Source organism: Burkholderia sp. Bp8984 (assembly GCF_003853755.1).
Taxonomy (GTDB): Bacteria; Pseudomonadota; Gammaproteobacteria; order Burkholderiales; family Burkholderiaceae; genus Burkholderia.
In genome coordinates, this window is sequence record NZ_QTQN01000025.1 from 15,449 (window position 1) to 41,245 (window position 25,797).

General features: G+C 63.1%; 37 protein-coding genes. All 37 read left to right on the plus strand.

What is annotated here, in order from left to right:
• The first annotated feature begins 6 nt into the window (after positions 1–6).
• The 37 genes from DID98_RS23710 to DID98_RS23890 all read left to right on the plus strand — a co-directional run bounded on the left by DID98_RS23710 (position 7) and on the right by DID98_RS23890 (position 25,754).
• Positions 7–240 (plus strand): hypothetical protein, encoded by a 234-nt coding sequence (locus tag DID98_RS23710; RefSeq protein ID WP_124571532.1) that lies wholly within the window; start codon positions 7–9, stop codon positions 238–240.
• Entirely contained in the window at positions 233–859 is a 627-nt protein-coding gene (locus DID98_RS23715) for a helix-turn-helix domain-containing protein (RefSeq protein ID WP_124571533.1), read from the plus strand. Before DID98_RS23710 ends, DID98_RS23715 begins: the two co-directional genes overlap by 8 nt.
• On the plus strand, positions 846–1,178 hold the full coding sequence (locus tag DID98_RS23720) for a LacI family DNA-binding transcriptional regulator (RefSeq protein WP_124571534.1): 333 nt from the start codon (positions 846–848) through the stop codon (positions 1,176–1,178). Before DID98_RS23715 ends, DID98_RS23720 begins: the two co-directional genes overlap by 14 nt.
• Positions 1,175–1,489: a hypothetical protein gene (locus DID98_RS23725; protein ID WP_244143138.1), complete on the plus strand. Its 315-nt coding sequence runs from the start codon at positions 1,175–1,177 to the stop codon at positions 1,487–1,489. Before DID98_RS23720 ends, DID98_RS23725 begins: the two co-directional genes overlap by 4 nt.
• 80 nt (positions 1,490–1,569) lie before the next feature.
• On the plus strand, positions 1,570–1,998 hold the full coding sequence (locus DID98_RS23730; protein WP_124571535.1) for a hypothetical protein: 429 nt from the start codon (positions 1,570–1,572) through the stop codon (positions 1,996–1,998).
• Entirely contained in the window at positions 1,995–2,612 is a 618-nt protein-coding gene (locus tag DID98_RS23735) for a hypothetical protein (RefSeq protein ID WP_124571536.1), read from the plus strand. The genes DID98_RS23730 and DID98_RS23735 overlap by 4 nt, the downstream gene beginning before the upstream one ends.
• Before the next feature lie 41 nt (positions 2,613–2,653).
• Positions 2,654–3,238 (plus strand): hypothetical protein, encoded by a 585-nt coding sequence (locus DID98_RS23740; protein WP_124571537.1) that lies wholly within the window; start codon positions 2,654–2,656, stop codon positions 3,236–3,238.
• A complete protein-coding gene (locus DID98_RS23745; protein WP_124571538.1) occupies positions 3,231–3,848 on the plus strand; it encodes a DUF3164 family protein in 618 nt (205 codons plus the stop codon). The genes DID98_RS23740 and DID98_RS23745 overlap by 8 nt, the downstream gene beginning before the upstream one ends.
• Before the next feature lie 9 nt (positions 3,849–3,857).
• Positions 3,858–4,316, plus strand: a complete 459-nt coding sequence (locus DID98_RS23750; RefSeq protein ID WP_124571539.1) for a hypothetical protein — start codon at positions 3,858–3,860, stop codon at positions 4,314–4,316.
• 78 nt (positions 4,317–4,394) lie between these two features.
• The gene (locus tag DID98_RS23755) at positions 4,395–4,796 is read left to right on the plus strand and encodes a gp16 family protein (protein WP_176158688.1); all 402 of its coding nucleotides are present in this window, start codon (positions 4,395–4,397) and stop codon (positions 4,794–4,796) included.
• Positions 4,793–5,236, plus strand: coding sequence for a Mor transcription activator family protein (locus tag DID98_RS23760; RefSeq protein ID WP_111311860.1), 444 nt, complete (start codon positions 4,793–4,795; stop codon positions 5,234–5,236). The genes DID98_RS23755 and DID98_RS23760 overlap by 4 nt, the downstream gene beginning before the upstream one ends.
• A gap of 111 nt (positions 5,237–5,347) precedes the next feature.
• On the plus strand, positions 5,348–5,884 hold the full coding sequence (locus DID98_RS23765) for a glycoside hydrolase family 104 protein (RefSeq protein WP_124571540.1): 537 nt from the start codon (positions 5,348–5,350) through the stop codon (positions 5,882–5,884).
• Between the two features lie 16 nt (positions 5,885–5,900).
• A complete protein-coding gene (locus DID98_RS23770; RefSeq protein WP_124571541.1) occupies positions 5,901–6,143 on the plus strand; it encodes a hypothetical protein in 243 nt (80 codons plus the stop codon).
• Complete coding sequence (locus DID98_RS23775; protein WP_124571597.1) at positions 6,133–6,750, plus strand: hypothetical protein; 618 nt, start codon at positions 6,133–6,135, stop codon at positions 6,748–6,750. Before DID98_RS23770 ends, DID98_RS23775 begins: the two co-directional genes overlap by 11 nt.
• Entirely contained in the window at positions 6,751–6,984 is a 234-nt protein-coding gene (locus tag DID98_RS23780; RefSeq protein WP_124571542.1) for a TraR/DksA C4-type zinc finger protein, read from the plus strand.
• Positions 6,975–7,277: a hypothetical protein gene (locus tag DID98_RS23785; RefSeq protein ID WP_176158689.1), complete on the plus strand. Its 303-nt coding sequence runs from the start codon at positions 6,975–6,977 to the stop codon at positions 7,275–7,277. Before DID98_RS23780 ends, DID98_RS23785 begins: the two co-directional genes overlap by 10 nt.
• Positions 7,274–7,480 carry a hypothetical protein gene (locus tag DID98_RS23790; RefSeq protein WP_111311865.1) on the plus strand — a complete coding sequence of 69 codons (207 nt, stop codon included), beginning with the start codon at positions 7,274–7,276 and terminating at the stop codon, positions 7,478–7,480. Before DID98_RS23785 ends, DID98_RS23790 begins: the two co-directional genes overlap by 4 nt.
• A 5-nt stretch (positions 7,481–7,485) precedes the next feature.
• Positions 7,486–7,983, plus strand: coding sequence for a DUF1804 family protein (locus DID98_RS23795; RefSeq protein ID WP_124571543.1), 498 nt, complete (start codon positions 7,486–7,488; stop codon positions 7,981–7,983).
• Positions 7,984–7,992: 9 nt separating this feature from the next.
• Complete coding sequence (locus DID98_RS23800) at positions 7,993–8,190, plus strand: hypothetical protein (RefSeq protein WP_124571544.1); 198 nt, start codon at positions 7,993–7,995, stop codon at positions 8,188–8,190.
• A gap of 1 nt (position 8,191) precedes the next feature.
• A complete protein-coding gene (locus tag DID98_RS23805; RefSeq protein WP_124571545.1) occupies positions 8,192–9,967 on the plus strand; it encodes a hypothetical protein in 1,776 nt (591 codons plus the stop codon).
• 8 nt (positions 9,968–9,975) lie between these two features.
• The gene (locus DID98_RS23810) at positions 9,976–11,595 is read left to right on the plus strand and encodes a DUF935 domain-containing protein (protein ID WP_124571546.1); all 1,620 of its coding nucleotides are present in this window, start codon (positions 9,976–9,978) and stop codon (positions 11,593–11,595) included.
• Complete coding sequence (locus DID98_RS23815) at positions 11,585–12,895, plus strand: phage minor head protein (RefSeq protein WP_124571547.1); 1,311 nt, start codon at positions 11,585–11,587, stop codon at positions 12,893–12,895. Before DID98_RS23810 ends, DID98_RS23815 begins: the two co-directional genes overlap by 11 nt.
• A 3-nt stretch (positions 12,896–12,898) precedes the next feature.
• Positions 12,899–13,495 carry a phage virion morphogenesis protein gene (locus tag DID98_RS23820; protein WP_260428110.1) on the plus strand — a complete coding sequence of 199 codons (597 nt, stop codon included), beginning with the start codon at positions 12,899–12,901 and terminating at the stop codon, positions 13,493–13,495.
• Positions 13,496–13,694: 199 nt separating this feature from the next.
• Complete coding sequence (locus tag DID98_RS23825) at positions 13,695–14,795, plus strand: phage protease (protein ID WP_124571548.1); 1,101 nt, start codon at positions 13,695–13,697, stop codon at positions 14,793–14,795.
• Positions 14,792–15,196, plus strand: a complete 405-nt coding sequence (locus tag DID98_RS23830) for a hypothetical protein (RefSeq protein WP_124571549.1) — start codon at positions 14,792–14,794, stop codon at positions 15,194–15,196. The genes DID98_RS23825 and DID98_RS23830 overlap by 4 nt, the downstream gene beginning before the upstream one ends.
• Before the next feature lie 11 nt (positions 15,197–15,207).
• Entirely contained in the window at positions 15,208–16,128 is a 921-nt protein-coding gene (locus DID98_RS23835) for a Mu-like prophage major head subunit gpT family protein (RefSeq protein WP_124571550.1), read from the plus strand.
• A 115-nt stretch (positions 16,129–16,243) separates the two neighbouring features.
• Positions 16,244–16,774: a hypothetical protein gene (locus tag DID98_RS23840; RefSeq protein WP_124571551.1), complete on the plus strand. Its 531-nt coding sequence runs from the start codon at positions 16,244–16,246 to the stop codon at positions 16,772–16,774.
• Between the two features lie 3 nt (positions 16,775–16,777).
• A complete protein-coding gene (locus DID98_RS23845) occupies positions 16,778–17,203 on the plus strand; it encodes a gp436 family protein (protein ID WP_124571552.1) in 426 nt (141 codons plus the stop codon).
• Positions 17,203–17,895 carry a DUF1834 family protein gene (locus DID98_RS23850; RefSeq protein ID WP_124571553.1) on the plus strand — a complete coding sequence of 231 codons (693 nt, stop codon included), beginning with the start codon at positions 17,203–17,205 and terminating at the stop codon, positions 17,893–17,895. Before DID98_RS23845 ends, DID98_RS23850 begins: the two co-directional genes overlap by 1 nt.
• Before the next feature lie 2 nt (positions 17,896–17,897).
• Positions 17,898–18,143 carry a hypothetical protein gene (locus DID98_RS23855; RefSeq protein ID WP_124571600.1) on the plus strand — a complete coding sequence of 82 codons (246 nt, stop codon included), beginning with the start codon at positions 17,898–17,900 and terminating at the stop codon, positions 18,141–18,143.
• Between the two features lie 2 nt (positions 18,144–18,145).
• Positions 18,146–19,567, plus strand: coding sequence for a phage tail sheath subtilisin-like domain-containing protein (locus DID98_RS23860; RefSeq protein ID WP_124571554.1), 1,422 nt, complete (start codon positions 18,146–18,148; stop codon positions 19,565–19,567).
• Positions 19,568–19,599: 32 nt separating this feature from the next.
• On the plus strand, positions 19,600–19,977 hold the full coding sequence (locus DID98_RS23865) for a phage tail protein (protein WP_124571555.1): 378 nt from the start codon (positions 19,600–19,602) through the stop codon (positions 19,975–19,977).
• Positions 19,974–20,369, plus strand: coding sequence for a hypothetical protein (locus DID98_RS23870; protein ID WP_124571556.1), 396 nt, complete (start codon positions 19,974–19,976; stop codon positions 20,367–20,369). Before DID98_RS23865 ends, DID98_RS23870 begins: the two co-directional genes overlap by 4 nt.
• Positions 20,370–20,506: 137 nt before the next feature.
• Positions 20,507–22,753, plus strand: coding sequence for a phage tail tape measure protein (locus tag DID98_RS23875; protein ID WP_124571557.1), 2,247 nt, complete (start codon positions 20,507–20,509; stop codon positions 22,751–22,753).
• Between the two features lies 1 nt (position 22,754).
• On the plus strand, positions 22,755–24,041 hold the full coding sequence (locus DID98_RS23880; protein WP_124571558.1) for a DNA circularization protein: 1,287 nt from the start codon (positions 22,755–22,757) through the stop codon (positions 24,039–24,041).
• On the plus strand, positions 24,025–25,152 hold the full coding sequence (locus tag DID98_RS23885; protein ID WP_124571559.1) for a phage baseplate assembly protein: 1,128 nt from the start codon (positions 24,025–24,027) through the stop codon (positions 25,150–25,152). Before DID98_RS23880 ends, DID98_RS23885 begins: the two co-directional genes overlap by 17 nt.
• A complete protein-coding gene (locus DID98_RS23890) occupies positions 25,149–25,754 on the plus strand; it encodes a phage baseplate assembly protein V (RefSeq protein WP_124571560.1) in 606 nt (201 codons plus the stop codon). The genes DID98_RS23885 and DID98_RS23890 overlap by 4 nt, the downstream gene beginning before the upstream one ends.
• Positions 25,755–25,797 lie beyond the last annotated feature (43 nt).

Sequence of the window (25,797 nt, forward strand, 5' to 3'; positions counted from 1 at the left end):
ATCGATATGCATGAACACAACACCGTCACCACACCGCAGATGGCGCACGCGGCCGAGCGCATCCATCTGCTGATCATGATCGTATCCGGGGCCGCCGTGGCCATCCTGCTCGTGGGCTGCATGGTCGCCCGCGACTGGATCGAACTACTCACCTGGACGGCGCTTGCCGCCTGGGCGCTGTTTCACGTCGCAATCCTTGCATTCCTCGCTGGCGTTACGGGAGGGTTTGACCATGCCTAGAAAGCCCGCCCACCTCGAACTAACCGGCGGCAAAGGGCCGCGCCAACGCGTGTGGGAAGCAATCCGAAGCCAGCGCGATGACTTCACGCCGCACACCATCGTCCGCGCTGCTGACGTCGACAAGGCGACCGTTCATACGTACCTGCAGACGCTCGAACTCGGTGGCTTCGTCGAAGCCGTAGGCGAACGCAAGGCAATCAACGAACGGAAGCACTATCGCCTCACCCGAGACGTCGGCGTCGAAGCTCCACGCCTCGACCGCGACGGAAAGCCAGTGACGCAGTCGCGCGGCAACGAAAACATGTGGCGCACGATGCGCGTCATGGGTGACTTCACGCCTCGCGAGCTGGCGATGCGTGCGTCGACGCCCGAGGTGGCAATCAGCGATTCAACGGCGCAGTCCTACGTCAAATGCCTGTCGCACGCCGGCTATCTGACGCTGGTCGATCCTGGGCACTCGTACATCCGAGGCAAGGGTGCAAAGCAGGCGCGGTATCGCCTGATCACGGCGAAGTACACCGGTCCGCGCCCGCCGATGATCCAGCGCACGAAGTCAGTCTACGACCCGAACCTCGGGAAGATCGTGTGGCAAGAGGAGCCGGACCATGACGCATGCTGATCCGGATTGGCTCGCCATGCTTCGTGAGGCCGTGGCCGCGACGTCGCAAACCGACGTGGCCAAGCTGCTCGACGTCTCGCGAACGACCGTTTCGCTTGTGCTGTCGGGCAAATACCCAGGGAAAACCGATCGCGTCGCAGCCCGCGTCTTGAAGACGTTTGGCCAGGTGCAGTGCACGCATACCGGGCAGCTGATCTCGCTGACGGTATGCGTGTCCTTCGCCAATCGCCGCGCACCGATCAACAACCCGATGGAACTGAGCCACTGGCGCACGTGCCGCAACTGCCCGCTGCGCCCCGTTAAAGGAGAGTCGAAGTGAACCCGCAATCCCTCGCCAAAGTATCCGCGCACGGCACGGTCAACATTAACCAGATCATGCAGCTCGCCGCGCTGCGCATCGCCTCGACGATCGAAACCCTGGCTGAGCGCGGGTTCGTGGTCATCGGCATCGAGTTCTCGAATGGCTCGAAGCCGACCATCCAGATTCAGACGTGCGCCGAGTGCGCCCGAATGGTCGAGGCCGGCGAAGCGACCTACTACCGAACCGGCATCGAGGGCAACAGCCGCTATCGCACGGGTCAGTTCAAGGTCGGCGAAATCCGCGTCCTCTGGACCGAACACGGTCACTAGACGGAAACGGTCTGTCGTAGCCCATCGATACACGTCATTAGATAAGTAGTCCTTTTTAAACACGTAACAAAGGAGCCATTATGGCAACGGTAAAGCGGATTCTGCAGGCCATCATCGACAACCCTGGATTTTCCGGTGCGCAGCTCGGCGACATGCTCGATCTCGACGCGAAGGACATCCAGCCGCGTATCCATACGTACATTAGCGACGGCCGCGTGCGTTGCGAAAAGAAGCCCATGGACGGCTCGTCGCCGATCAACCTGTACTACGCGAGTCCCGAGCTGGTGAAGGAGTTCGACGGCACGAATCAGACCGTGACAAAAGCGGTGCGAAAAGTAGCGCATTTGCCCGTCGCGCCCGATGGGTTCGTATGTGGGTTCTCGACAGCGGGACGCCTGACGATCACGAAGGGCCGGAAAACGATCGACCTGACGCGCGAGGAAACCGCTCGTCTCCTGGCGTTCGTCGACTGCATCAACATCGAAGCCATCGCGGGGAGCCAGGCATGACGATCAATATCAGCCAAGGCCCGACCATCGCGAACCCCGACGCGTTCGACAGTGTTGCTGAACTGCGCCAGGAGCTGCACCGGGCGAATTCCGACCTGCTCGCGTACTGGGGGGCGATCGAGGAGCGCGACAGGGTCGGTCGCGACTGCGTTGGATTGATCAATCGCGTGCTGCTCCAGCACATCGTGGGCGACTTTCGCGGTGTCGCGGCGATTCTCGAAGCACAGCTCGAAGCCAGTCCGCGTCTGCGCCAGTCGCTGGAAGAGGTTCGGGAGTCGAGGGAATGCCGGCAGCTGCAGGAGTGGATGGAGACCGCACACGGTGAGTCCGGAAAGGAAGAAGTGCCGCCATACAACGCCGGCGCGCACGATCCGTGGGCCATGAAAACCGTCGACGAACTGCGCACGACCGTCGACGTCATGAATCGGGCCGGCATTCGAGTCTCGACGCAGCTCGCCGCGCTCGAAGACGTACTGAAATCCATGACGGCCGAGGTGTCGAAGATCGTCGTCGCTTACGTCAGGGGCGATCGCGATGCTGTGTCGCATGCGATCGCGTCGTTCTGCGAACGGCACGTCGTGGTGAAAGACGGCGACAAGACCAAGGTGCACTGATGCCGCTCCCGCAAATCTGCTGCCCGAATTGCCGCGCGGTAATGAGCCTCGACGTGGTGTTTGCTGATGACGCACCGCGTGAAGCTCTCAACGCGATTATCGACGCACATCCCGCTGGCGAGTCGTTCGTCAAACCACTGCTGCGTTACATCGGTCTGTTCGCGCCGGCCAAGAGTCAGATGAGTCACACCCGCATCGCGGCTCTGGTCAACGAGCTGGCTCCGATGATCCGTTCGGCGCAGATCGAACGGAACGGCCGCACCTGGGCATGCCCGATCGATTACTGGCGGCAGGGCTTCGAGCAAATGCTGTCGCAGCGTGACCAGGGCCGATTGAAGCTGCCGCTGAAGAGCCACGGGTATCTGTTGGAAGTGCTCGCTGGCTTTGCAGACAAGGCCGAGTCTCGAGACGAATCGCACACGGAGCGACAACGTCAGGGGCACTCCGGACTCGGCACGCCCGAAGCGCGCGCCTCACCTCCGCCGGACATCGCCGACGTTCTCGCCGGGGCACAACAGACCGGCCCGCGTCAGGTTACGGAAGGCGTCGCGCAAAGCCTATCCGAACTGCGGCGCATCACGAAAGAAATGAACTCGTTTTCGAAGGAAGGAAAAATCCATGACTGAACAGCACATCCCGGCCGGCTACGTGAAAGACGCACGCGGCCGTCTCGTTCCGGAATCGCTGGTCGCGCCGATCGACCAGCTGCGCGACCAGACGATCACGTCGCTGGTCGACGAAGCGAAGCGCCTGCAGGCGGCGATGGCCGACTTCAAGGCACGAGCGTTCGGCGACATCGCGGCGTTCATCGAAGCCAGCAACGAACAGTACGGCGTCAAGGTCGGTGGCGCGAAGGGAAACATTTCCCTGATCACGTTCAACGGTCAGTACAAGATTGTTCGGCAGATCGCGGAACACCTGCAGTTCGACGAGCGCCTGCAGGCCGCGAAAGAGCTGATCGACGAATGCCTGCGTGAATGGACCGAAGGCAGCAACGACAAGGTCAAGGTGTTGATCAACGAAGCGTTCCAGGTCGACAAGGAAGGCAATGTGAACACCGGCCGCATTCTCGCGCTGCGCCGCCTGGCGATCGACGACCCGAAGTGGACTAAGGCGATGCGCGCGATCGTCGACAGCATCCGCGTCACGGGCAGCAAGCCCTACATCCGTCTGTATGAGCGTATCGAGGACAGCGAGGATTATCGGGCGATCAGCCTCGACCTCGCCGCGATCTAGGGAGGCCATATGTCGAAACTGTCGAAGGAAGATATTCAGCGTATCGACACGGAGCTGTCGTTTCCGTTTGGCTGCGTTGTGCTTCGCTGTGATGGGAATACCGTCACGATCCAGGTGCAACGGACGAAGCCGCGTCGATACGACCTCATGGTCTACGTCAATGGCTGGTTCAAGGGTGACTACCTGAAGGAAGCCGCGCCCGAGCATCGCTTCTATCGGCCGGCGAAGTTCAGTGCATACAAGCCGTCCGAACGAGCCAAGCTCGAAAAGCAGTTCGGGAAGCGGAACGCTCGGAAGTACTTTCCGAACCTTGACAAGACGTCAACGTACTACATGCCGTCGTGGAACACGCCGAGCACTATGCTTCGTCACTTCGCGCGAGTGTGTCAGTCGGTCACGCTCGTTTCAGTCGGAGTGGCGGTCAACACGTCCGTCGACGTCACCTCACTGGAGGCCACCAATGTCTGACGTGATCATCATCGTGGTCGGCATCGTGTTCCTGGTCTGCCTGTGCCGTCGCGAGCTGCGGCGCTGGTGGAGGTCGTGATGCTGATCGCGAAAACGACGCTGTCGAAGATTCACATCGCGAAGCAGCAACTGGCGATGACCGACGACGAGTACCGTACGGTGCTGCGCAGCGTCGCCGGCGTCAGCTCGGCCAAAGACCTGACGCCGGAAGGCGCACACAAGCTGTTGAAGCACTTCGAGCGCTGCGGATTTCAACCGAAGCGCCCGAACGGTCGACGCCCCAACGTCGGCGGCTCACGCGAGCAGCGCCTGAAGAAGATCGAGGCGCTGCTCACGTCGGCTGGCCGGCCATGGTCGTATCTCGACGGCATGGTCAGCCGCATTTGCAAGGTCGATGCGATCGAGTTCTGCGACGGCGAGATGCTTGGCAAGCTGATCGCCGCACTGCAGATCGACGCAAACCGAAAGGAGCGTGCATGAGTGACGATCTGCGTGATGTGCAGCACCTCTTCCCGCCGCTTGCCAAGACGCTTGTTCGCCTGATCGGGATGGACGCTACCCTGACGCTCGTCGAAAAGATGGGCGGCCGGAAGTTCCCGGTCCCATTTCGCAAGAATCGCCACGGCGAGGCGCGCTTCGAAGAGTTGGCCGAAGTCATCGGCCCAGACGCTGCGACGAACCTGTGCAAAGCATTCGGCGGTGAAGACCTCGAAATCCCTATCTGCTGGAAGGCAAAGCGGGAACTCACGTTCCGCACTCTGCGGCGCGAGTTCGATCACATCACGCGGGAACACAGCAGCAACTACGCCATTGCCAAATTGGCAGTGAAGTTCGGTACGACCGACCGGCAGGTCCGCCGAATTCTCGGCACCGTCGACAACACCTGCGATACCGCAGATAATCAGTTCCCGCTGTTCTAAACACCTCCACCTACGCGTCGCTTCTCCATTCGGGGGGACAGCGACGCGTCCTGTTTTTCTCCATTCCGCTGATTAAAGTCGTCCCGTACACGTAACGTATGGGAACGATAAATGGCACGCATCAGTGCAGAGCTGGCCGGCGGCAAGAACGTCCTCGCTTTCCTCGACATGCTCGCTACGAGCGAGATCGACGCATGGACGCGCCAGAACAGTGACGATGGCTACAACGTATTGGTTGGCTCCCACGGGCCGATCGCGAAGAAGAACAGCGCAGGTGTCCGGTACGTCGTGCCCGCTCGGCTGCTGACGTTCAATTCGTACGCCACCCATCCCAACGTCTACAACGCGGAAACGAACTCCACAGCGGCTGGTCGCTACCAGCTACTGTCCCGCTATTTCGCACCGTATGCAAAGCAGCTCAACCTGCGTGACTTCAGTCCGGCGTCGCAAGACCTGATCGCAATCCAACAGATTCGCGAACGCCGCGCGCTCCCACTGATCGCTTCCGGGCAGATCGCGGCCGCAATCAAAGCGTGCTCGAACATCTGGGCGTCGCTGCCCGGAAACGACTACGGCCAGCACCAGAACGATATCGCGATGCTCGTCGCCGCATACAAGGCAGCGGGCGGCACGGTCGCGATCTCCTAACCCAGGGTCCGAATCGATGCACTTCTGCGATCTCTTCACCGGCCACGACGGCAAGCTGTCGCACGCGAAGCTCTGGCCGAACATCGCGTCCGCCGTCGCAACCGGCATGTTCATCTACCAGGGGTACCGGAACCAGCTCACGTTCGATACCTGGCTCATCTATCTCGGCTGCGTCGGTGGCTATTCCGCAGTCATCCAGGCGATCGGAGCGTGGCGCGGTCGCCCGCCCAAGGAGGCATCCAGTGGAAATGATCAGTAAGTACGCGAAGGTCGTCGCGGCAATCGCCGCCGCAGCGCTGATCGCCTTCGCGTTCGCTGCCACGTACCAGCACGGTTACAACGTCGCCGAAGCAAAAGGCAATCAGGCGCTCTCCGACTACAAGGCGAAGCAAGGCGGCGACGCCGCTGCCGCCGCGAGTCAGGCGTTCGGGAAGTACGCCGACAACGTGCTGCGCGGTCAGCACGCCGAGGTTCAATTCCTCGCCGACCAGGGCGCGACCACGACTCAAATCGGCAATCTGAAGGAGCATATCGATGCCGTCGCTCAACCTCATATTTCCGCGCCGTCACCTTCGGCGTCTCAGCCGTCTGTCGTTACGGTTAATCGGTGCGTGTTCACTCGCGGCTTTGTGCGCCTGTGGAACGCAGCAGCCGGTATCTCCGATTCCGCTGACGGTGCCCTGCAGGCAAGCACCGATTCCGGCGGCGTTGCTGGAATTGCCGGCCCCGATGCCGCCACTGACTCCGGGGTATCACAGCAGGACGTCCTCGACTGGTTCACCGACTACGCTGCCCGCAGCCGAAGCACCGAATCGAAACTGAAAGCCGTGAAGGCAGCCGTTCCCGAACAAGAGGACCAGCAATAGATGGACGACTTTGACCACGCGAGCGAAATCGAAGAGCAGTATCGCGCGCTCGCGATCGCATCCGCAACACGGCACGCGCGTAGTGCCGGCGAGTCCGCGGCGTTCTGCCAGAACGAGGCATGCGGCGAGCCGATTCCTGACGAGCGTCGTCGCGCGGTACCGGTATGTCGCTTCTGCATCGAATGCCAGGAGCGGCGTGAGCAGGTACTGAACCGGAGGCATGCATGCAAGTAACGCTCGACCCGGCGGCAATCCTGATCGGTGTATTCACGTTGCTGATCGGCGTAGTCCAACTGTTCGGCATGTCATGGATTCGCAGCGTGCAAGAAAAGCTGAAGGCGAACGAGACCCGTGACAGCGAGTTCCAGAAGGCGATCGCAGCGGTGCGCGAAATGATGGCACGCGACTACGTTCCCCGTTCCGAGCACCGCGAAGTGCGTGACGAATTCCGAGACGGTCTGCGAGGTATCGACCAGAAGTTGACCGACATCAACAACAAGCTGGACAAAAAACAGGACAAGCAATGAGCGACGTCAATACGGGCGATAGCCCGGAAATGCAGATGCTGCGGAAGATCGACGCCGGGGTCGACGAGCTGAAAGACCAGATGGCCAAGGTCGAAAAGCGCGCAATCAAGTATGGCGCTGCGGCCGGCGCCGGTGCCGGTGCCGTCGCGGGCGGCATTGTCGCGATGGGTATCTCGTTCGCCCGCGCGAAACTCGGTCTGTAACGCGCATGGCCTACTCGAAGGAAGTTCGCGATAAGGTTCGTCGGGCATTCGTGTTCGACCGCCTATCGCTCGAAGTCGCCGCCATGAAGAGCGGCGTCAACTATTCCACCGCACGACGCTGGAAGGATGACGCGCGTGCGGCGGGCGACGACTGGGAGAAGGCCCAGGCGGCACAGCTGCTCGCGGGCGGCGGCATCGAAGGTGCAGCCCGTCAGATGCTGGCCGGAATGGTCACGCAATACCAGGCGACGATGGACGAGCTGGACAGCGCCGAGATGAAGCCGGCCGACAAGGTCGCGATGCTGGCCAGCCTCGCCGACGCGTACAACAAAACGATCAATGCGTCCAAGCGCGTGCTGCCCGAGACGAACGAGCTGGCGATCGCGATGGGCGTCGTGCAGCGCCTGGCCACGTTCATCAAGGATCGCTACCCGGAACACGTCGGTGCGTTCGCCGATGTCCTCGGCCCGTTCGGCGACGAGCTGGCCACCGCCTACAGTTGAGGTGATGACATGATGATCAAACTGACCCGCGACGACGCGGTGAATCCCGCTCATGTCGCCTTCTCGAAAATCGAACACCGTGAACGCGATACGCGCCTCGTTGTCGAGCTGGTCACCGGAAGCCTCGTCTACGTGACGCACAATCTGTATGACGGCGTCGACGTGTACAAGGTCCATCAGGCGCTGCTCGACGCGAAGGCGGACTGACATGGTCCAGAAGTTCACCGAAAAGGATTTCCACAAGGAAATCGCAGAGCTGCAGGCCGAGCTGCGGCGCGACATCGAGGCCCATGCAACGGGCCTCGATCCGTCGCCGGCCGCGCGTCTGGAACGCCGTCGGCGCGTGCTCGTCGACGGCGACTATCAGTTCTTCGCGTATACATACTTCCCGCACCATATTCGCGGCACGCCGTCGATGTTCCAGGCGCACTTCTGCAGCCGATTCCCGAAGCTGCTGCGCCAGGCCGGCGGCTCGCGCGAATGGTGGGTCGCGCCACGGGGCGAGGCGAAGTCGTCCATGTGCACGAAGATCGGCCCCGTCTACATCATCGTGCAAGGTCTCCTGCAGCGCGAGGAAGTCCGGCGAGAAGTCGGCTGGACCGGCGAGCTGCCGTCATTCCTCGACTACGTCATCCTGCTCGGTGCCGAGACGTCGCTCCCGACGAAGCTGCTTGAAGTCGTTAAAACGGAGCTGACCGCCAACGCTTCGCTCCAGCTCGACTTCCCGGAAGTGTGCGGCAAGGGTCCGATGTGGAAGGTCGGCGAGTTCATCACGAAGAACGGCGTCAAGGTCGAGCCGTTCGGTGCCGAGCAGGCGATTCGCGGTACGTTCCACGGCGCGAGCCGCCCCAAGGTTCTGATGGGCGACGATCTGATCACCGACGCCGAGGCCAAGAGTCCGACCGAGCGACAGAACCGATGGACATGGTTGGAAAAAGCGATCGACTACCTCGGCCCACCCGACGGCAGCGTGAAATACATCGGCGTCGGCACGGTGCTGGACAAGGATGATCCGATCTCGCGTGCGAAGCGCACGATCGGGCATATCGTCCATCACTTCCGCGCGATCGCGCAGATGCCGACGAACATGAATCTGTGGGAACAGTGCGAAGCGCTGATGCTGAACGACGACAAGCCCGCGATCGAAGCTGCCGCCGCTCGCGGCGAAGCGATCGCCGACGTCGACCTGCCGTCATACAAGTTCTACGTCGCCAACCAGGCAGCGATGGACGCAGGCGCGGTCACGTCGTGGCCGTCCGTGCGTACGCTGTTCTATCTGATGCGCCAGCGCGCGAAGTCGCCGCGCGCGTTCGCGACCGAGATGCAGGGCGACCCGCGCACCGAGGACGACAAGGTGTTCGGGCACATCACGTTTTGGGTGCAGCGCCTGCAGTCGTGGCTGATGTTCGGCGCATGCGATCCGTCGATGGGCCGAGGCGAAAAGTCCGACCCGTCCGCGATCCTGGTTGGCGGCCTGGACGTGCCGAGCCGAAAGCTCCATGTCGTCTATGCCGAGATCAAACGCCGCGTGCCGTCGAAACTGGAATCCGACCTCATCAAGGTACAGCGCGAATACAACTGCCTGGCGTTCGGCTTCGAGAACAACAACGCGTACGAATGGGCGCGGCAAGACCTGATCAAGGCTGCGCTGCGTGCCGGTGTGCCGCTGCCGCTCGTCGGCGTAACAGCCACCGTCGCGCCCGAGCTGCGCATCGATTCGCTGGAGCCGTATGTCACCGATCGCGTTGCGCCGTCGATTCTGTTTAACAGCGGATTGACGACGCTACTGGCCGAGCTGGACGAATGGCCGGAGCCGCAGGGCAATCACCACTTCGACGGGCTGACCGCGCTGCACATCCTCTGGATGATCGCGCAGTCCCGTGCGCACTTCGCCACCGGTGGCTACATCGCCGTGCCGAAGCGCGGCAGCAGTTCAAATGACGGAGCGTCGCTCGGCGGACGCTTTGGACAAGGGGCATGGTAGAGGGAAACATGGCAAAGATCGTCGACATCAACGGCAACCCGATCGACAGTCGGGTGCTGACTGACCCGCAAACGTCGAAACTCGGCTGGCTGACGCAGAGCTTCGAGATGCACCCGGCGCGAGGGCTGACGCCGGCACGCCTGCACAAATTGCTCGACGCGGCCGAGCGCGGCCAGATCATCGAGCAGTCTGACCTCTTCACCGACATGGAGGAGAAGGACGGGCACATTTTCGCGGAGATGAGCAAGCGCAAGCGCGTGATCCTGACGCTCGACTACGACGTCAAGCCGCCGCGCAACGCGAACGCTGCCGAGAAGGCGCTGACCGAGGAAGTCCGCGAATGGATCGACGACATGCCCGACTTCGAGGACATGATGCTCGACTGCCTCGACGCCATCGGTCACGGTTTCGCGGCGCTGGAAATCGAATGGCAGCAGCTCGGCAAGCTCTGGTATCCCAAGGCGTTCAACCATCGGCCGCAGCGATGGTTCATGAACCCGATCTCCGACCGCAACCAGATTCGCCTTCGGGGCGCTGACGTCGACGGGCTGCCGCTCTGGCCGGCGGGCTGGATCGTGCACCGCCACAAGGCCAAGTCCGGCTATGTCGCGCGCGGCGGTCTGCACCGTGTCCTGGTGTGGCCGTATCTGTTCAAGAACTACAGCGTGCGCGACCTGGCCGAGTTCCTGGAAATCTACGGCCTGCCACTGCGCGTCGGCAAATACCCGTCCGGTGCAACCGACGACGAGAAGAATGCGTTGCTGGCCGCCGTCGCCGGCATCGGCCACAACGCGGCCGGCATCATTCCGGAAGCGATGAAAATTGACTTCCAGCAGGCATCGAACGGTACGCACGTTCCACACATGTCGATGACCGAATGGTGCGAGCGCACCGAATCGAAGGTCATCTTGGGCGGCACCCTGACCAGCCAGGCGGACGGCAAGTCGTCGACGCATGCGCTCGGCAACGTCCACAACGAAGTGCGCCACGACCTGATGACGTCTGACGCACGGCAGCTGGCCAGCACGATCACGCGCGACCTCATCTATACGATGATCATCCTCAACCGTGGCCAGATCGATCGGCTGCGGTGCCCGCAGTTCGCATTCGAGACCCGCGAGCCGGCTGATCTGGACATGTTCGCGAACGCGCTGCCGAAGCTGGTCGGCATGGGGATGAAGGTCAAACGCACCTGGGCGCATGAGAAGTTGTCGATCCCGGAGCCGGAAGACGGCGACGAGCTGCTGTCGATCCCCAAACCGGAGATGATCGTGCCGCCGGAGCTGCGTCAGACACCGGACGGTCGAGCGCCTGCCGATGTCAAAACGGCCGCGAATTCGCGCATCCGCTATGTCGCGGTGATGACGAACGAGCGCGGCGAGGTCGTCTATCCGGATCAGCATGCGCTCGACCAGGCGGCCGCATCCCTGCCGTCGGACCCGATCGACGCGGCGATGCAGAAGCTGCTCGCACCGGTCATCACGGCGATCCGGAACGGTCAATCCCCGGACGACGCGATCGAGCGCCTGCTCGCAGCCGAGCCGGACATGGACGAAACCGAGATCGCTGAACTGCTCGCGCGTGCGATGTTCGTTGCCGACATCTGGGGGCGGGTCAATGGCGGTTGATCTCGCCCATGCGATCGGCCTGCCGCCCGAAAAGGCGATCGCCTACTTCGAATCAAAGGGCTACAAGATTGGGTTCCGATGGCAGGACGTCGCGGCCGAGACGCACGCGCGGGCGTTCACGGTCGCGGGCGTGATGAAGGTGGACGTGCTCCAGGACATCCGCCAGGCGCTCGCGACGTCGCTGGAGAAAGGCACGACACTGGCCGAGTTCAAACGGCAGCTCACGCCGGTTCTCGAACGTAAGGGCTGGATCGGCAAGGGCATGATCGTCGACCAGGACACGGGTGAGATCGAGGGCAAGCGGCTGACGCCCCGCCGACTGGACACGATCTTCCAGACGAACATGCAGTCGGCCTATATGGCCGGCCGGTATGCGTCCCAGCTCGAGGCGGTCGACACCCATCCATATTGGGAATACGTCGCGGTGCTCGACAGCCGTACGAGACCGTCGCACCGCGCGCTTTCGGGTGCGATCTACCGTTACGACGATCCGTTCTGGCAGACGTTCTATCCGCCGAACGGGTATCGATGCCGATGTCGCGTCCGGACGCGCACCCAGGGCTATGTCGACCGCAACGACGTGCCGGTGCGATCCAGCGCCGGCCGTCTGGAGGAAGTCGACCAGCTCGTCGGGCGGGACGGTCAGACGCAGCCCGCGATCGCATACAAAGACCCGGCGACCGGAAACAAGGTGTTGCCGGACCCGGGCTTCGGCTCGAACCCCGGTGCGGAATGGGCGAAGCCATTCACGCCCCCACCGATGAATACCTTGCCGCAGACGCTGCCGGCCGGCGCGGACCTGCCGCCGCTGCCGCCGGCCACGCGCGTGCGGCCGGATGCTGTCCTGCCGGCCGGCCTGCAACCGGAGCAATACGCCCAGGCGTTCATGCGCGAGTTCGGTGCGACACTCGGCAAGCCGGCCACCTATCGCGACGTCACGGGCGAGCTGCTGCAGGTTAACGAATGGATGTTCAAGGATGGGGCCGGACGCTGGGCGGCCAACCTTGCTGACCGTGGCCGCGATATGGCACTGATCGCGCAGGCGATCAAGGAACCAGATGAGGTTTGGCTCGGCTGGGCACAAATCGAGGGCGCATGGTCCCTGCGTCGCCGTTACATCCAGACGCTGCAGAACGAGGCCGGTGATTGGGGCGTGACGGTTTTCGACCAGGGGCGGGACGGCTGGACCGGCAGCGTGACGTTCCCGACCGACGTCGGCGCATCGGACGAACACCGTCGCGCCTACCTAGACACCGTTCGCGGGACGTTCCTGCACTATCGCCGGCACAAGGGAGACTAGTACATGGCAAACGGCATGATCGACGTCGAGATCGACGATTCCCGATTCGAGGCCGTCCTGGCTCGGGTTCGGGCACTGATGAAAGACGCCTCGCCGGTGACCGGCCTGATACTTGAATCGATGTGGGGCGCGGTCGAGGAAAACTTCGCGCAGCAAGGTCGGCCGAAATGGCTCGGCCTCAAGCCATCGACGCTCAAACGCCGTCGCGGCGAGGCAGCCTCCGAGAAGATTCTGACCAGGTCAGGGAAACTGGCCGGCAGCTTCTCGAAGACGCACGATGCAACGATGGCCCGCGTCGGCACCAATGTTGTATACGCGGCGATCCACCAGTTCGGCGGCACGATCCAGCGCCATCCCATGTCCGGCTACGTTAGGCTGCGCAAGGATTGCAACGGCATGCTGCTTCGCCAGGCGGACCATCCGCATCTGGCCGTGTTCGCGAAGACCGGCCACAAGCGCGTCAAGATCGTCAAATGGACACGCACCCAGGGCTGGACAGTCAAGATTCCGGCTCGCCCGTTCCTCATGCTGACCGAGTCCGACAACGTTGAAATCGAGATCGAAGTGTCGGCCTACCTGCGCCGATTGGTCGAGCAGTAATCCGCAGCCGATTGGAGCCGTTTAGGCCCCTCGGTGACCCCGATGTACCGGGTCCGGGTAATGGGGGCCGTTAAACCCCCGTTAAAACCGCTCGCAGGGGCATCCGATCCCCTGCATTCCCCTCAGCCTTGCGAGATTGGTCCGTCCTAGGGACGGCGATCCACTTATCCCAGGCTGTTTCGCCCGCCACCATGGCGGCATGGACAAGCTCTTCTTCGCCTCCCTCTCGCTGGAGATCACTCCCGGTTCCGGCACGCTGCAATTGCTGCCGGCCGGCGACTTCCGTGCGAATGACGGCCGCCCCACCGAATGTGCCGCCTGGCGCGTGACGCGGGACGGCGCGAAGCGTCTGGTCGCGGCAATGGCCGCCCGCAAGACGCCGATGGTGCTCGACTACGAACACCAAACGCTGTCGGCTGCGACGAGCGGAACGCCCGCGCCGGCCGCCGCCTGGATCAAGGCGGTCGAATGGCGCGACGGCCAAGGGCTGTACGCCACCGACGTGGAATGGACCGCTCGCGCCTCGGCATTCGTCGACGCGAAGGAATACCGCTTCATCTCGCCGGTATTCACCTACGACGCCGACGGCAACGTCCTGCAGCTCATCAACGCGGCGCTGACCAACAACCCCGCCCTCGACGGCATGGACGAAGTGATGCTCGCTGCGGCGTCGCGCCTGGTGTCCCCTGAATTTTCACCCGCTGCCGGCCGGGATGTGCCGGCCGACCCACCCCAGGAGCAATCCATGAAAGAGCTGTTGGCCGCACTGCGGCTGATCTTCAATCTGCCGGCGACGGCCACCGAGCAGGAAGCCACGGCGGCGGCCACGGCGTTCGCGAAGGTGCTCGGCGCGACCGATGCCGCGCCCGTCGACGCACGTGCAGTGCTGACTTCGCAGGGCGATCGCATCGCCGCACTCAGCAGCGCCACGCCCGATCCGGCGAAGTACGTGCCGGTCGAGACGATGAACGCGCTGCGCGACCAGGTCGCGATGCTGACCAACCAGTCGCAGCAAGGCCAGGTCGACGGCCTGATCACGGCGGCGCTGTCCGACGGTCGTCTGCTGCCGGCCCAGGAATCGTGGGCGCGCGACCTGGGCAAATCGAATTTCGTCCAGCTCAAGCAATACCTGGACACGGCCACGCCGATCGCGGCGCTGCGCGGCACGCAGACCGGCGGTCGCGACGCGAGCGCCGGCAAGGAAACCGACACCACGACGGAAGCCGGCGAATTGGCTGTTTGCCGTCAGCTCGGCCTGCCGCCGGAAGTCTATGCCAAGGCAAAGGGAGGTGCGAAGTGAGCGCGACGACCCAGGATCGCAACACCCCGTATATCGACGGCGAGATCGTCGGCGTGCCTGTGAAGGCCAACACCGTGATCCGGGCCGGCGTCATTGTCTGCGCCAGCGCCGCCGGCCTCGCAGTCGAAGGCTCGACGGCCGCCGATTTGACGTACCTTGGCCGCGCGGACCAGTACGTCGACAACTCGACCGGTGCCGATGGCGCGAAGACCGTCCAGGTCCGTCGCCTGAAGGCGTTCAAGTGGGAAAACCTCGGCACCGATGCCGTCACGCAGGCCCAGCTCGGCAAGGTGTGTTACGTCGCCGACAACCAGACCGTGGCCGCAACGGATGGCGCAGGCACGCGCTCGAAGGCCGGCATCGTCGTCGGCATCGACGCCGATGGCGTCTGGGTTCAATAACAGGAGCAACCATGCTGGTCAACGCACAATCGATCAACCAGATTTTCATCGGCCTGCAGGCCGTGTTCAACAACGCGTTCGAGGCCGCGCCGTCGACGTGGCAGCAAATCGCGATGCTCGTCCCGTCGAGCGGCCGCGAAGAGCTGTATGCGTGGCTCGATCGCTTCCCGAAGATGGCGAAGTGGATCGGCGACAAGAACGTCAAGGCGCTGAAGGCCCACGGCTACACCGTCGTCAATGACGACTTCGAGGCAACGGTTGAGGTCGATCGCAACGACATCGAAGACGATCGCCTCGGCATCTACGCGCCCCAGGCGCAGAACGCCGGCTACTCGGCCAAGCAGCTGCCCGACGAAATCATCTACGACCTGGTCAATCACGCGTTCGAGAAGAACTGCTATGACGGCCAGTACTTCTTCGACACCGATCACCCCGTCGGGCGCGGTGTGACGTCGAACAAGTTCTCGCTGCCGCTGACGATCGCCGGCCAGGCCGCCGCGATCGCGACCTACGGCGCAGTGCGCACCGCAATGCGCAAGGTGCAGGACGACGAAGGCCGCCCGCTGAACATCACGCCGAACATCCTGCTCGTTCCGCCGGCACTGGAAGACGTGGCGAACGCGCTGATGACGAATGACCGCCTGAACGACGGCATGCCGAACCCGTACAAGGGGACGGCGAAGGTCGTGTGTGACGCGCGGCTGCTGTCGGATACGGCGTGGTATCTGCTCGACACGACGAAGCCGGTCAAGCCGTTCGTCTACCAGGAGCGCAAGGCGCCGGTGTTCGTGCAGCAGATCGACCCGGAAGCGCCGGACGTGTTCATGCGCAAGAAGTTCAAGTTCGGCGCGGAAGCGCGCGCGGCCGGCGGCTTCGGCTTCTGGCAGCTCGCGGCCGGTTCGACCGGCGACGGCCCGGTCCCGCAGCAGTAATACCTCGCCCCTGAGAACTGCCGCGCGACGCCGATAAGCGCGGAGGAAGACTGCCCCGGAGCTGCGGCAAATGGTGGGCTCCGGTTATGCGACACACATATATATAGGACAGGACATGGCAAAGCAGAAACATCCGGCCATCTCGGTCGCCGCCAAGCAGGACACTTTTCGACGCGCTGGACATGTCTTCGGCCGCGAAGCGAAAACCATCGCGCTGGCAGCGCTTCATCCGGACGCATACCACGCGATCACCCAGGACAAGTCTTTGGTGGTGGTCCACACGGCGACGGAACTCGACGAAGCGGAAGCGAAGCGGCTCCCGCATCACGACGCGGACCATGTGACGTTGCACCTGGCCAACGTCGATACGCTGACGCTCCAGGTCAGCGAGGATGACGCGAAGCGCGCGATGGCGCTCGCCGACATCGAGGCCGACCTGCAGAAACGCGAAGCGGCGGTCCGCGACGCCGAAGCCGATCTGCAGAGCCGCGTCGTCGAGGTCGATCAGCGCCACGCCGGTCTGGTCACGCGGGAGAACGAGCTGAACGAGCGCGAGCGCCAGCTCGATGAGCGCCAGGCAGCGATCGACGCGGCGGAGAAGTCGGCTGCAGGGGCGAAGGCAAGCAGCCAGGGCCGGAAGTCGTAAGCCATGGGTTACGCCACTCAGGACGATATGGTGAGCCGATTCGGGAGCATGGAAGTCATCGCGCTCACGGATCGCGAACGCCTGGGCGAGATCGATTCGGCGTTGCTGGCACACGCCCTCGAAGACGCAGCGGCCGAGATGGACACCTATCTCGCCGCGCGGTACAGGCTTCCGATCACCAACGTGCCGCGCTTCCTCGCCGGCCTGTGCTGCGACATCGCCCGCTATCGCCTGGTCGGCGCGGAAGCACGCGACACCGACGAGATTCGCAACCGCTACCGAGACGCCATCAAGTTCCTGACGATGGCGGCCGACGGTACGGTCACGCTCGGTGTCGATCCGGCCGGCTCGACCGTGCAACCGGGCAACACGATCCGCTTCGAGCAAGGCACGCGGATTTTCTCGTCACGCGATCGGGGGGCGTTCTGATGAGCGACACGGCAACCGGCGCGGTTGGCACGTACGTTCCGATCATCACGGCCGTCGAGCTGGCGATCGTCGACCGCCTGAAGCGTGGTCTCGGGCGGATGGTGTCCGAGGTCAAGACCTACGGCGGGGAATTCGACAGCGACGAACTTGATGCGGTCGTGCGGCGCTTCCCTGCCGCCTGGGTGACGTTCGGCGGCGTCCCGCGCACCGATCCGCACAGCACCAGCCGATCGAAGTGGAAGTCGGAAGCGACCTTCGTGGTGATGGTCGGCGCGCGCAGCGTGCGCAGCGAGGAATCCAGTCGACACGGTGGCGTCGCGAAGGCCGAGGTCGGCACCAACCTGCTGATCTCGTGCGTGCGGTATCTGCTCAATCAGCAGGACATTGGCCTGCCGATCCGCAATTTCGCGCCGGGTCCGATCCGAACGCTGTTCAACACGCAGGTGCGCGGCGATGCAATGTCGGTCTATGCGCTGGAATTCCGCACCGCATGGATCGAGGACACGCTGTTCCTCGGGGCGTTTCCGCAGGGCGAGTCGGAAGGCCCGCTCGGCAAGGTGTTCGAGGACTACGGCGGCCAGATCGACCCGCCCACGCCGGACTGGAACACGACGTTGCTGTCGTACTTCCTGGAACCCGGAACTGATCGACCTGCTGACGCGCAAGACCTCATACAGATGAAACGGGAGTGACCATGAAAGTTATCGCGAAAACCGGGCTGCGCGTCCCGAAGGAAGGCGCACCGCGCAAGTACATCACCGACCGCGAAGCCGTCGAAGTGCCCGACTCGGTGTACTACATGCGCCGCGTCATGGATGGCGACCTGCTGCGCCAAGACGACGCACCGGCCGAAACCGAAACCCCGGCCGCAGGTGAGCCGGCAGCCGATCCCGCACCGACCTTGGACGCGGGTGCCAAAAAGACCGCGAAAGGAGTCTGATTGTGGCAAGCGCGAATATCAGTTTTGACACGATTCCGTCGAGCATGCGGAAGCCCGGCAAATACTTCGAGTTCAACACGAAGCTCGCCGTCCGTACGCTGCCGACGAACGAACAAACCGTGCTCATCGTCGGCCAGCGCCTCGCGGCCGGCCAGGTCGAAGCGCTGGTGCCGACGCCGGTTTTCTCCGGCGACCAGGCGGCGCTGTACTTCGGTGCCGGCTCGCTCGCACACCGCGCGGCAGTGGCTGCGATCAAGGCGAACCCGTATGTCACGCTGACCGTGATCGGCGTCGACGATGCGACGGCTGCCGTCGTTGCGACGGCGTCGGTGGCGTTCACCGGCACCGCGGCTGCTGACGGTGCCTATGCGCTGTATATCGGCCTCGATCGCGTCGATGTTGCGGTGGAATCAGGCGCAACGGCCGCGGACGTGGCAGCCAGTTTCGCGGCTGCGATCGCGCAGGCGACGTCTTTGCCTGTCACTGCGGCCGCTGCGGACGGCACGCTCACCCTGACCGCGAAAAACAAGGGTGCGGCCGGCAATTCAATCGTCGTGTCGCAGCTCGGTCAGACGGCCGGCGTGTCCGCTACGATCACGGCATTCTCGGGCGGCCTGAACGATCCGGATCTCGCTCCGGCGCTCGCGGCCGTGTTCGGTGCCAGTTACAACGTGTATTCGGTTGCCTATCCCACGCAGGAAGCACTCACCAAACTGCGCACGCACCTGGACAGCATTTCCAATCCGCTGGAGCAGCGACCGGCGATCGGTGCAGTCGGAACCGGTGGCACGCTTGCAACGACCACGACACTGGCGGGCAATCTCAACGCCGGCCGCATCACGATCGGCTGGTATCCAGGCTCGGTCGCATTGCCGGCAGAAATCGGCGCGTCCTATGCTGCTGTCATCGCGAGCGAGGAAGACCCGGCGCGACCGCTCAATACGCTGGCGCTCAACGGCCTGGACGTCACGCCGGTGACGGCACGCGCGGGTCGACAAGAGCAGGAATCGGCTCTGCACAACGGCGTCACGCCGTTTGAGGTCGGTCCCGGCAACGTGGTGCAGATCGTTCGCGCCATCACGACGTACACGAAGGATGCGCAAGGTATCGACGATCCGGCGCTGCTCGACCTCACCACGATCCGCACGCTCGACTATTTCCGCAAGGCATGTATTCAGCGGATGGCCCTGCGATTTCCGCGCGAGAAGCTGTCGGAGAAGACTCCGCCGAAGGTCCGCAGCGAGCTGCTCGACGTCGCATACAAGTGCGAAGACCTGGAGTTTCTGGAAAACGTCGAGGCAAATAAGGACAAGCTGATCGTCGAGCGTGACCTGCAGAACGTCAACCAGCTTGATGGCGCGATCCCGGCCGACGTGGTGAACGGATTGCACATCTTCGCCGGCCGGATCGACCTGATCCTCTGATCGAACTCGTTCTATAACGATAGGAGCCAGCCATGGCATTGGAAGAATACGTCGGCGCGATCGTGCTCGAAGTCGACGGCAAGGAAGCCGAGGTGGTGTCGGTCAACCCGACATCGCAAACCGGCAAGAAGCCGGTGCGGACCATGAACCGCACCGGCCGCGTGAAGGGATTCGCGCGCGGGGTTGAATCGCACGAACTCAAGGTCACCGTCGTGATCCCTCTCTCCGGTGACGAGATCGACTGGTGGAACATGGAAGGCGGGAAGCTGACCATTTTTCCGGCGTCGCCGGGTGGCAAGCGGGTGAGCTACCAGGACTGCGTCACGCAGGATATGGGCGACCAGTATTCGGTGGATAACGAAGCGCGTCGTGATCTGACGATCTTCGCAACTCGACGGGTGGAAGAATGAAGCTGACGGAAACGGGTTCGCTGGACTACGGGATCGAGTATCCGGTCGACAGCGGCCAGCTGCACTACGACTTCGAGCTGCGGCTCGCCACGGTAGCGGACAACATCGCCGCATACGAGGAACCGACCATCATCAATGGCGGTGTCTGCAACATGCGCGTGAACGCTGCGGTGCTGGCGCGCAGCATCGTATCGCTCGGCACGATCCCGGCAGAAGCCATCACGGCCGAGCTGATCGACACGGCCGTCGACAGCGATTACGACATGCTGTTCGCGGCCCAGGAACAGCTCAAAAAAAAGCGAAAAGCGCTGAAGCCCGGCTACGTCCCCTCCGACTTGCCGCCGTCATCCTCGGCCAGCACGGCGTCCCCGACGAGCGATTCCGGCAACTGACCGACGTCGAGCTGGAGGGATACCTCGACGCGATCGCCACGCTTCGCGGTAAGGGACCGAAGCGTGGCAAAGAGCACACTGAAGCCAGAACCATCAAGAGCTTGCGCCGCAAGCGTCCCAAACTGAAGACCTGACCTATGTCCCGCGATCTCGAAGTTGGCATGACAGTACGGATGCGGGACCAGGTCTCCGCACCGTCTCAGCAGGTAGAGCGAAACGTCCAGCGTGGCGTTAAACAGACTGCGCAGTCGTACACCGATATGTCGCGTGTGGCGGTCGCGTCCAGCCGCATGCTGTACGACGTGCGGATGACGCAGTCTGCGCGTGCCGAACAGACCGTCCAGCGCAACATCCAGCAAACGCAGACGGCCCAGGTGCGCGCCGATCGCAACATGCTGACGTCGTCGCAGCGGCTCGCGGCCGCGCGGCAACAGATCGGCATCCGTTCCGAGCAGACTATTCGCCGCGAGATCGACCAGACGATCGCCGCGTACAACCGTCTCGCACGTGCGGGCTTCGCCTCGACCACCGAACAGGCGCGTGCATTCGCGGCGCTTAGTGGCCGCGTCGCGGACCTCCGTCGCGAACTGAACGGTGTCCAGCAACAGGAAAGCGCGCTCGCCCGCACCGGACGCGGAATCGGCATGGCTTGGAAGGCTGGCGCAGCCATCGCCGGTGCTGCGGCCGGCACAATGGTCGTCGCGCCGGCCGTCAACGAAACGATGGCCTACGATCGCCGTCTGGCGATGATGGCCAACACCGCATTTTCCGATCGCGACATCGCTGGTCGGAGGCGCGGTGCGAAGGAACTGGACACAGCGATCCGGGCGGCAGTTCGCCAGGGCGGCGGATCGCCCGATCAGGCGGCTGACACGCTCGACAACCTGCTCGCCTCCGGCGCGGTTAGCGACAAGACAGCGATCGGCATTCTCCCTACGCTGCAGAAATACGCAACGGCCACGGGTGCCAATCCGAACGAGCTGGGCAACATCGCGATCCGCGCGATGCAGAACTTCGGTATCAAGGAAGCCGAGATTCCCCAAGCGCTTGATATGGCGCTCAAGGGCGGTCAGGCCGGCGGCTTCGAGCTGAGAGATATGTCGAAGTGGCTACCGCAGCAGATGGCGCTCGCCAAGCAGGCCGGCATGTCCGGGCTGCAGGACTTCGGCCGTCTCGTCGTCGCGAACCAAGCCGCCGTCATTACAGCAGGCACGAAAGATGAAGCCGGGAACAACCTGGTCAACCTCCTCGAAAAGCTCAACTCGCAGGACACCCAGCACAAGGCGAAGGGACTCGGCATCGACCTGACGGGTAGCCTCGCGTCGTCGCGCGCCAAGGGCGTCAACGCGATAGACGCCTTCGTCGGCATCGTCGAACGAGTGATGTCGCGCGACAAGCGCTATCAGCGCATCCAGTCGCAGCTCGCGCACGCCCCCGAGGGAGAGCGCAAAGCAATCCTCGAGAGCCAGGCCAATCTGCTCGAAGGAACGGCAGTCGGCAAACTGATCCACGACCGCCAGGCGATCGGCGCGCTCGTTGCCTACATGGGTCAACGCGACTATCGAAAGCAGGTGTCCGAGCAGGTGTTCGATTCGAAGTCGGCCGTGACCGATAACTTCGGGAGCATCCAGGGCACCAACTCTTTCAAGGTCGAGCAGGCGCAGAACGAACTGTTCTTCGGCCGCGTCGATGCAATGTCGTCGTTAAACAATAAGATCGGCGACGCTGCTACGGCGCTGTCCGATTACGCATCGAAGTATCCCGGCCTGACAACCGCTATAGAGGCAACGACGATCGGCTTGCGCACAATGACGGCTGCACTGACGCCACTCGCATTCCTCGCAGTGATTCGCGGCGGCGTTGGCATGGCCGGTGGTGCCGCCGCCGGTGCCGGCGTTGCTGGCACCATAGGTGCAGGCGCGGCCGGCGCAGCGTCGTTCGGAGCGCGTCTGGGCGGGATGGCTCGCACGCTCGGCCCAATCGGTGCCGCGATCGGCATTGGTGCAAGCGGGTTCGAAGCCTATTCAATCTCAAACGACGCGGCGATGACACCTGACCAGAAAAAGGCCGGCTACATCGGCGCGGCTGGCGGCGCAGTCGGCGGTCTCGCCGGCATGGGCGCGGGTCTGATGGCCGGCGCGGCGGCAGGATCGGTCGTGCCAGGATTCGGGAACGTTATCGGTGCCGGTGTCGGCGCTGTCGCCGGCTACTTCGGTCATGACCTGGGCGAACGTCTCGGGAAGATGATCGGCGATGCGATCTACGCGCAGAAGAAAGACGAGAAGCCGCCCGTCATCGAAAACCACATCGCGCTGAACATCGATGGCCACCAACTTTACGACTTCGTCACGGTTGCTGGTCAGAAAGCCGCCTTGAGGAACTGATATGGCATGGAAAGACACCCTCCAGGATGCATCGTTCCGGGGCGTCGTGTTCGACGTGCAACGCACCGATGATCCGATTGAGCGCGCGGTCGCGCGCTACGCGTATCCCTACGTCGACGGTGAAGATATTGTCGATCTGGGACAAAAAGCGCGCGAAACGTCCCTCACGGCGATTTTCTTCGGCGACGACTACGAAGAGCGCCTGAAGACGTTTTTAAATGCGATCTCGCAGCCAGGTACGGGCGAGCTGGTGCATCCGGTGTTCGGCAGCATGCCCGACATGCAGTTCCTCGGTGGCCACGTCTCGCACAACGCCGACGATGTCGACGCGTGCCAGGTCGAGTTACGTTTCGCGAAGGCGAATCCAGGTAATCCGTTCTTCACGGGCGAACTGGCGACGCAACGTGCGGACGCCACGGCCCAGGTTGCACAGACCGCGCAGGACAGCGCCGTGAGTGCATTCGCGACCGCGATGGACGCCCTGAAGTCAGCGAAGGCAGGTCTGCGTCGCCTGAACGGGCTACGCGACCTGATGTCCGACACGCTCGGGCCGATTCGCAACCTCGTGACTGGCTTCCGGTCGACGGTCCTGGACTACGTTGACTTCCCGCGTGCGTTCGCGAGCGACCTGATTGGCCTGGTCAGCGGCGTCACCGACTTCCGCTCGTTCGATGCGGGCCTCGTCATGTCGGATTGGGACGGCTTGTTGTCGCAGATGGACAGCATCGTGAAGCTGCCCGCGTCGTCGGCGGCCGGCGAGTCCGTGACGATTCCAGGCACGCCGGCGTCGACGTCGACCAGCTCGTCCACCGCGACCATCTCGCGATCGCGCGACGCCGATCCGGCCGACGTTGCGATGGTGGCCGCGCTCGTCAGCACGGTCGTCGCCACGACGCTGGCCGGCATCGCGTCGGACGTGCTGGCGAACGAGCTGGACACGCCGACGCTGACACCCGACGACGTCGAGTCGATCGCGAACGACTCGCGCACGCATCTGCAAGCCGCAATCGACGACACGCGGGAATCGATGGCGCTCGTCGACTATCGCCCCGTCGTCGAGCCGATGAAGGATACGGCGCTCGCCGTGCAAGAGCTGGCGGTCGACGTGATCGACCAGTTGCCGCCGATCGTCTCGCGAACGATTGATGCGCCGTCGAACCTGACGCTGCTTGCATTCCGCTGGTACGGCGACTATTCGCGCTCGGCCGAGCTGATGCGACTCAATCCGGGCATCCGCAACCCCAATTTCATCTACCGTGGAGACGTGCTGCGTGGCTACGCTCGATGACACCGTGTCGGTCCTGATCGGTGGGAAGGTCCATAGCAAATGGACGTCGTACTCGATTGACTCCGATCTACTGACACCCGCCGACGCATGGGAGGTTCGCCTCGCCAGCCCCAAAGGGCCGATGCCGGCGTCCGTCGCGGCCGGCGCACCCGTACAGGTCAAAGTTGGCTCAGAGACCATCCTGGTTGGCTACGTCGACGCGGTTCGCCGGCGCACCAGCAAGACGCAAAAGTCACTGTCGATCAACGGTCGCGATCTGGCTGCAATCTTGCGCGACTGCTCTGCGCCCGTATTCACTGCGAAGCAGGTCACGCTGCACGATGTCGTCGCGAGCATCGTCCGGCCGCTCGGCATCACGAAAATCCGAATCGACACCGCGAAGGAAATTCCGGCATGGGACAAGGTGTCGGTCGATCCCGGCGATACGGCGTGGGACGCCCTGGTGCACGCGGCCGAGGGCGAAGGATTGTGGCCATGGTTCGATCCGGACGGAACGCTCGTCATCGGTGGCCCGGACTACAACGCCCCGCCGGTCGCGAAACTCGTCTTGCGCAACGACGGTGTCGGCAACAACGTCGAGTCGTTCGACGAAGACCAGTCGATAGCCGAACGCTATTCGGAAGTCACGGTGCTGGCGCAGTCGCACGGCACGCGAGCCGAGCGAGGAAAAAACGCGCTGAAAGCGACCGTGAAAGACTCACAGGTCACGGTGTATCGGCCGAAGGTCTATGTCGACCACGACGCGCCGAACCTTGACGCCGTCACTGCACGCGCTCGCAAAATCATCTCCGATTCGAGGCTGCATGCACATACGCTGAAAGCCGTGGTCAGGGGACATCGAACGGCAGGCGGCACGTTGTGGAAACCCGGCCAGCGGGTCCACATCGTATGGGAGGAGTACGGCATCGATGCCGTGTACTTTTTGATGGGTCGCCGGTTTGAAGGTGGCCGCGACATTGGTGCACGCACGACACTCACGTTCAAGGAGGACGGTGTCTGGGTGCTCGACGCGCATCCACACACGAAGCGCAAGCACCGTCATAAAGAAGGCGGCCCGCTGTCGATCATTACCACCGACGCAAGCGGAAAAACGACGGAGTCGAAGCAATGATCAACGAAGTCAAAAAGCAGATCGATCGCGCACTGTCCGGCGTCCGTCAGGCATACCGCGCCGTGATCTCGCTCTGCGCGAGCGATACGCCGGTGCAGCTCGCCCAGGTAGACGGCCTCGCTGGAGAAACGACGCCCGACATCGAGCTGTTCCAGCATTACGGAATCACTTCCAACCCTCCGGCCGGCACGATGGCGGTCGTCCTGCCGCTTGGTGGAAAGACCAGCCATGGCGTTATCGTGGCCACTGAGAACGAGACGTATCGAATCCAAGGGCTGCAATCTGGCGAGGTGGCGATCTACACCGACGAAGGAGACTCGATCGTTTTCCGGCGCGGGCGCATCATCGATATCACGACGGAGACGTTGAACATCACGGCTTCGAAAAAGATCACCATGGATACGCCCATCGTCGAAATGACGGAACGGCTCAACGTCCAGGAACAAATCACTGGCCAGGGTGGCATGGCTGTATCCGGCGGCAATGGTGTCGAGGTCGACGGCAGCATGGCGGTGACGCAAGACGTCACGGCCGGCGGTAAGAGCCTCATCCATCACAAGCACCCCGGCGATTCAGGCGGCATAACCGGCGAGCCGATCTAACTGTCCTAGGGACAGCCAGCCACGCGTTTCTAGCGTCCATGCT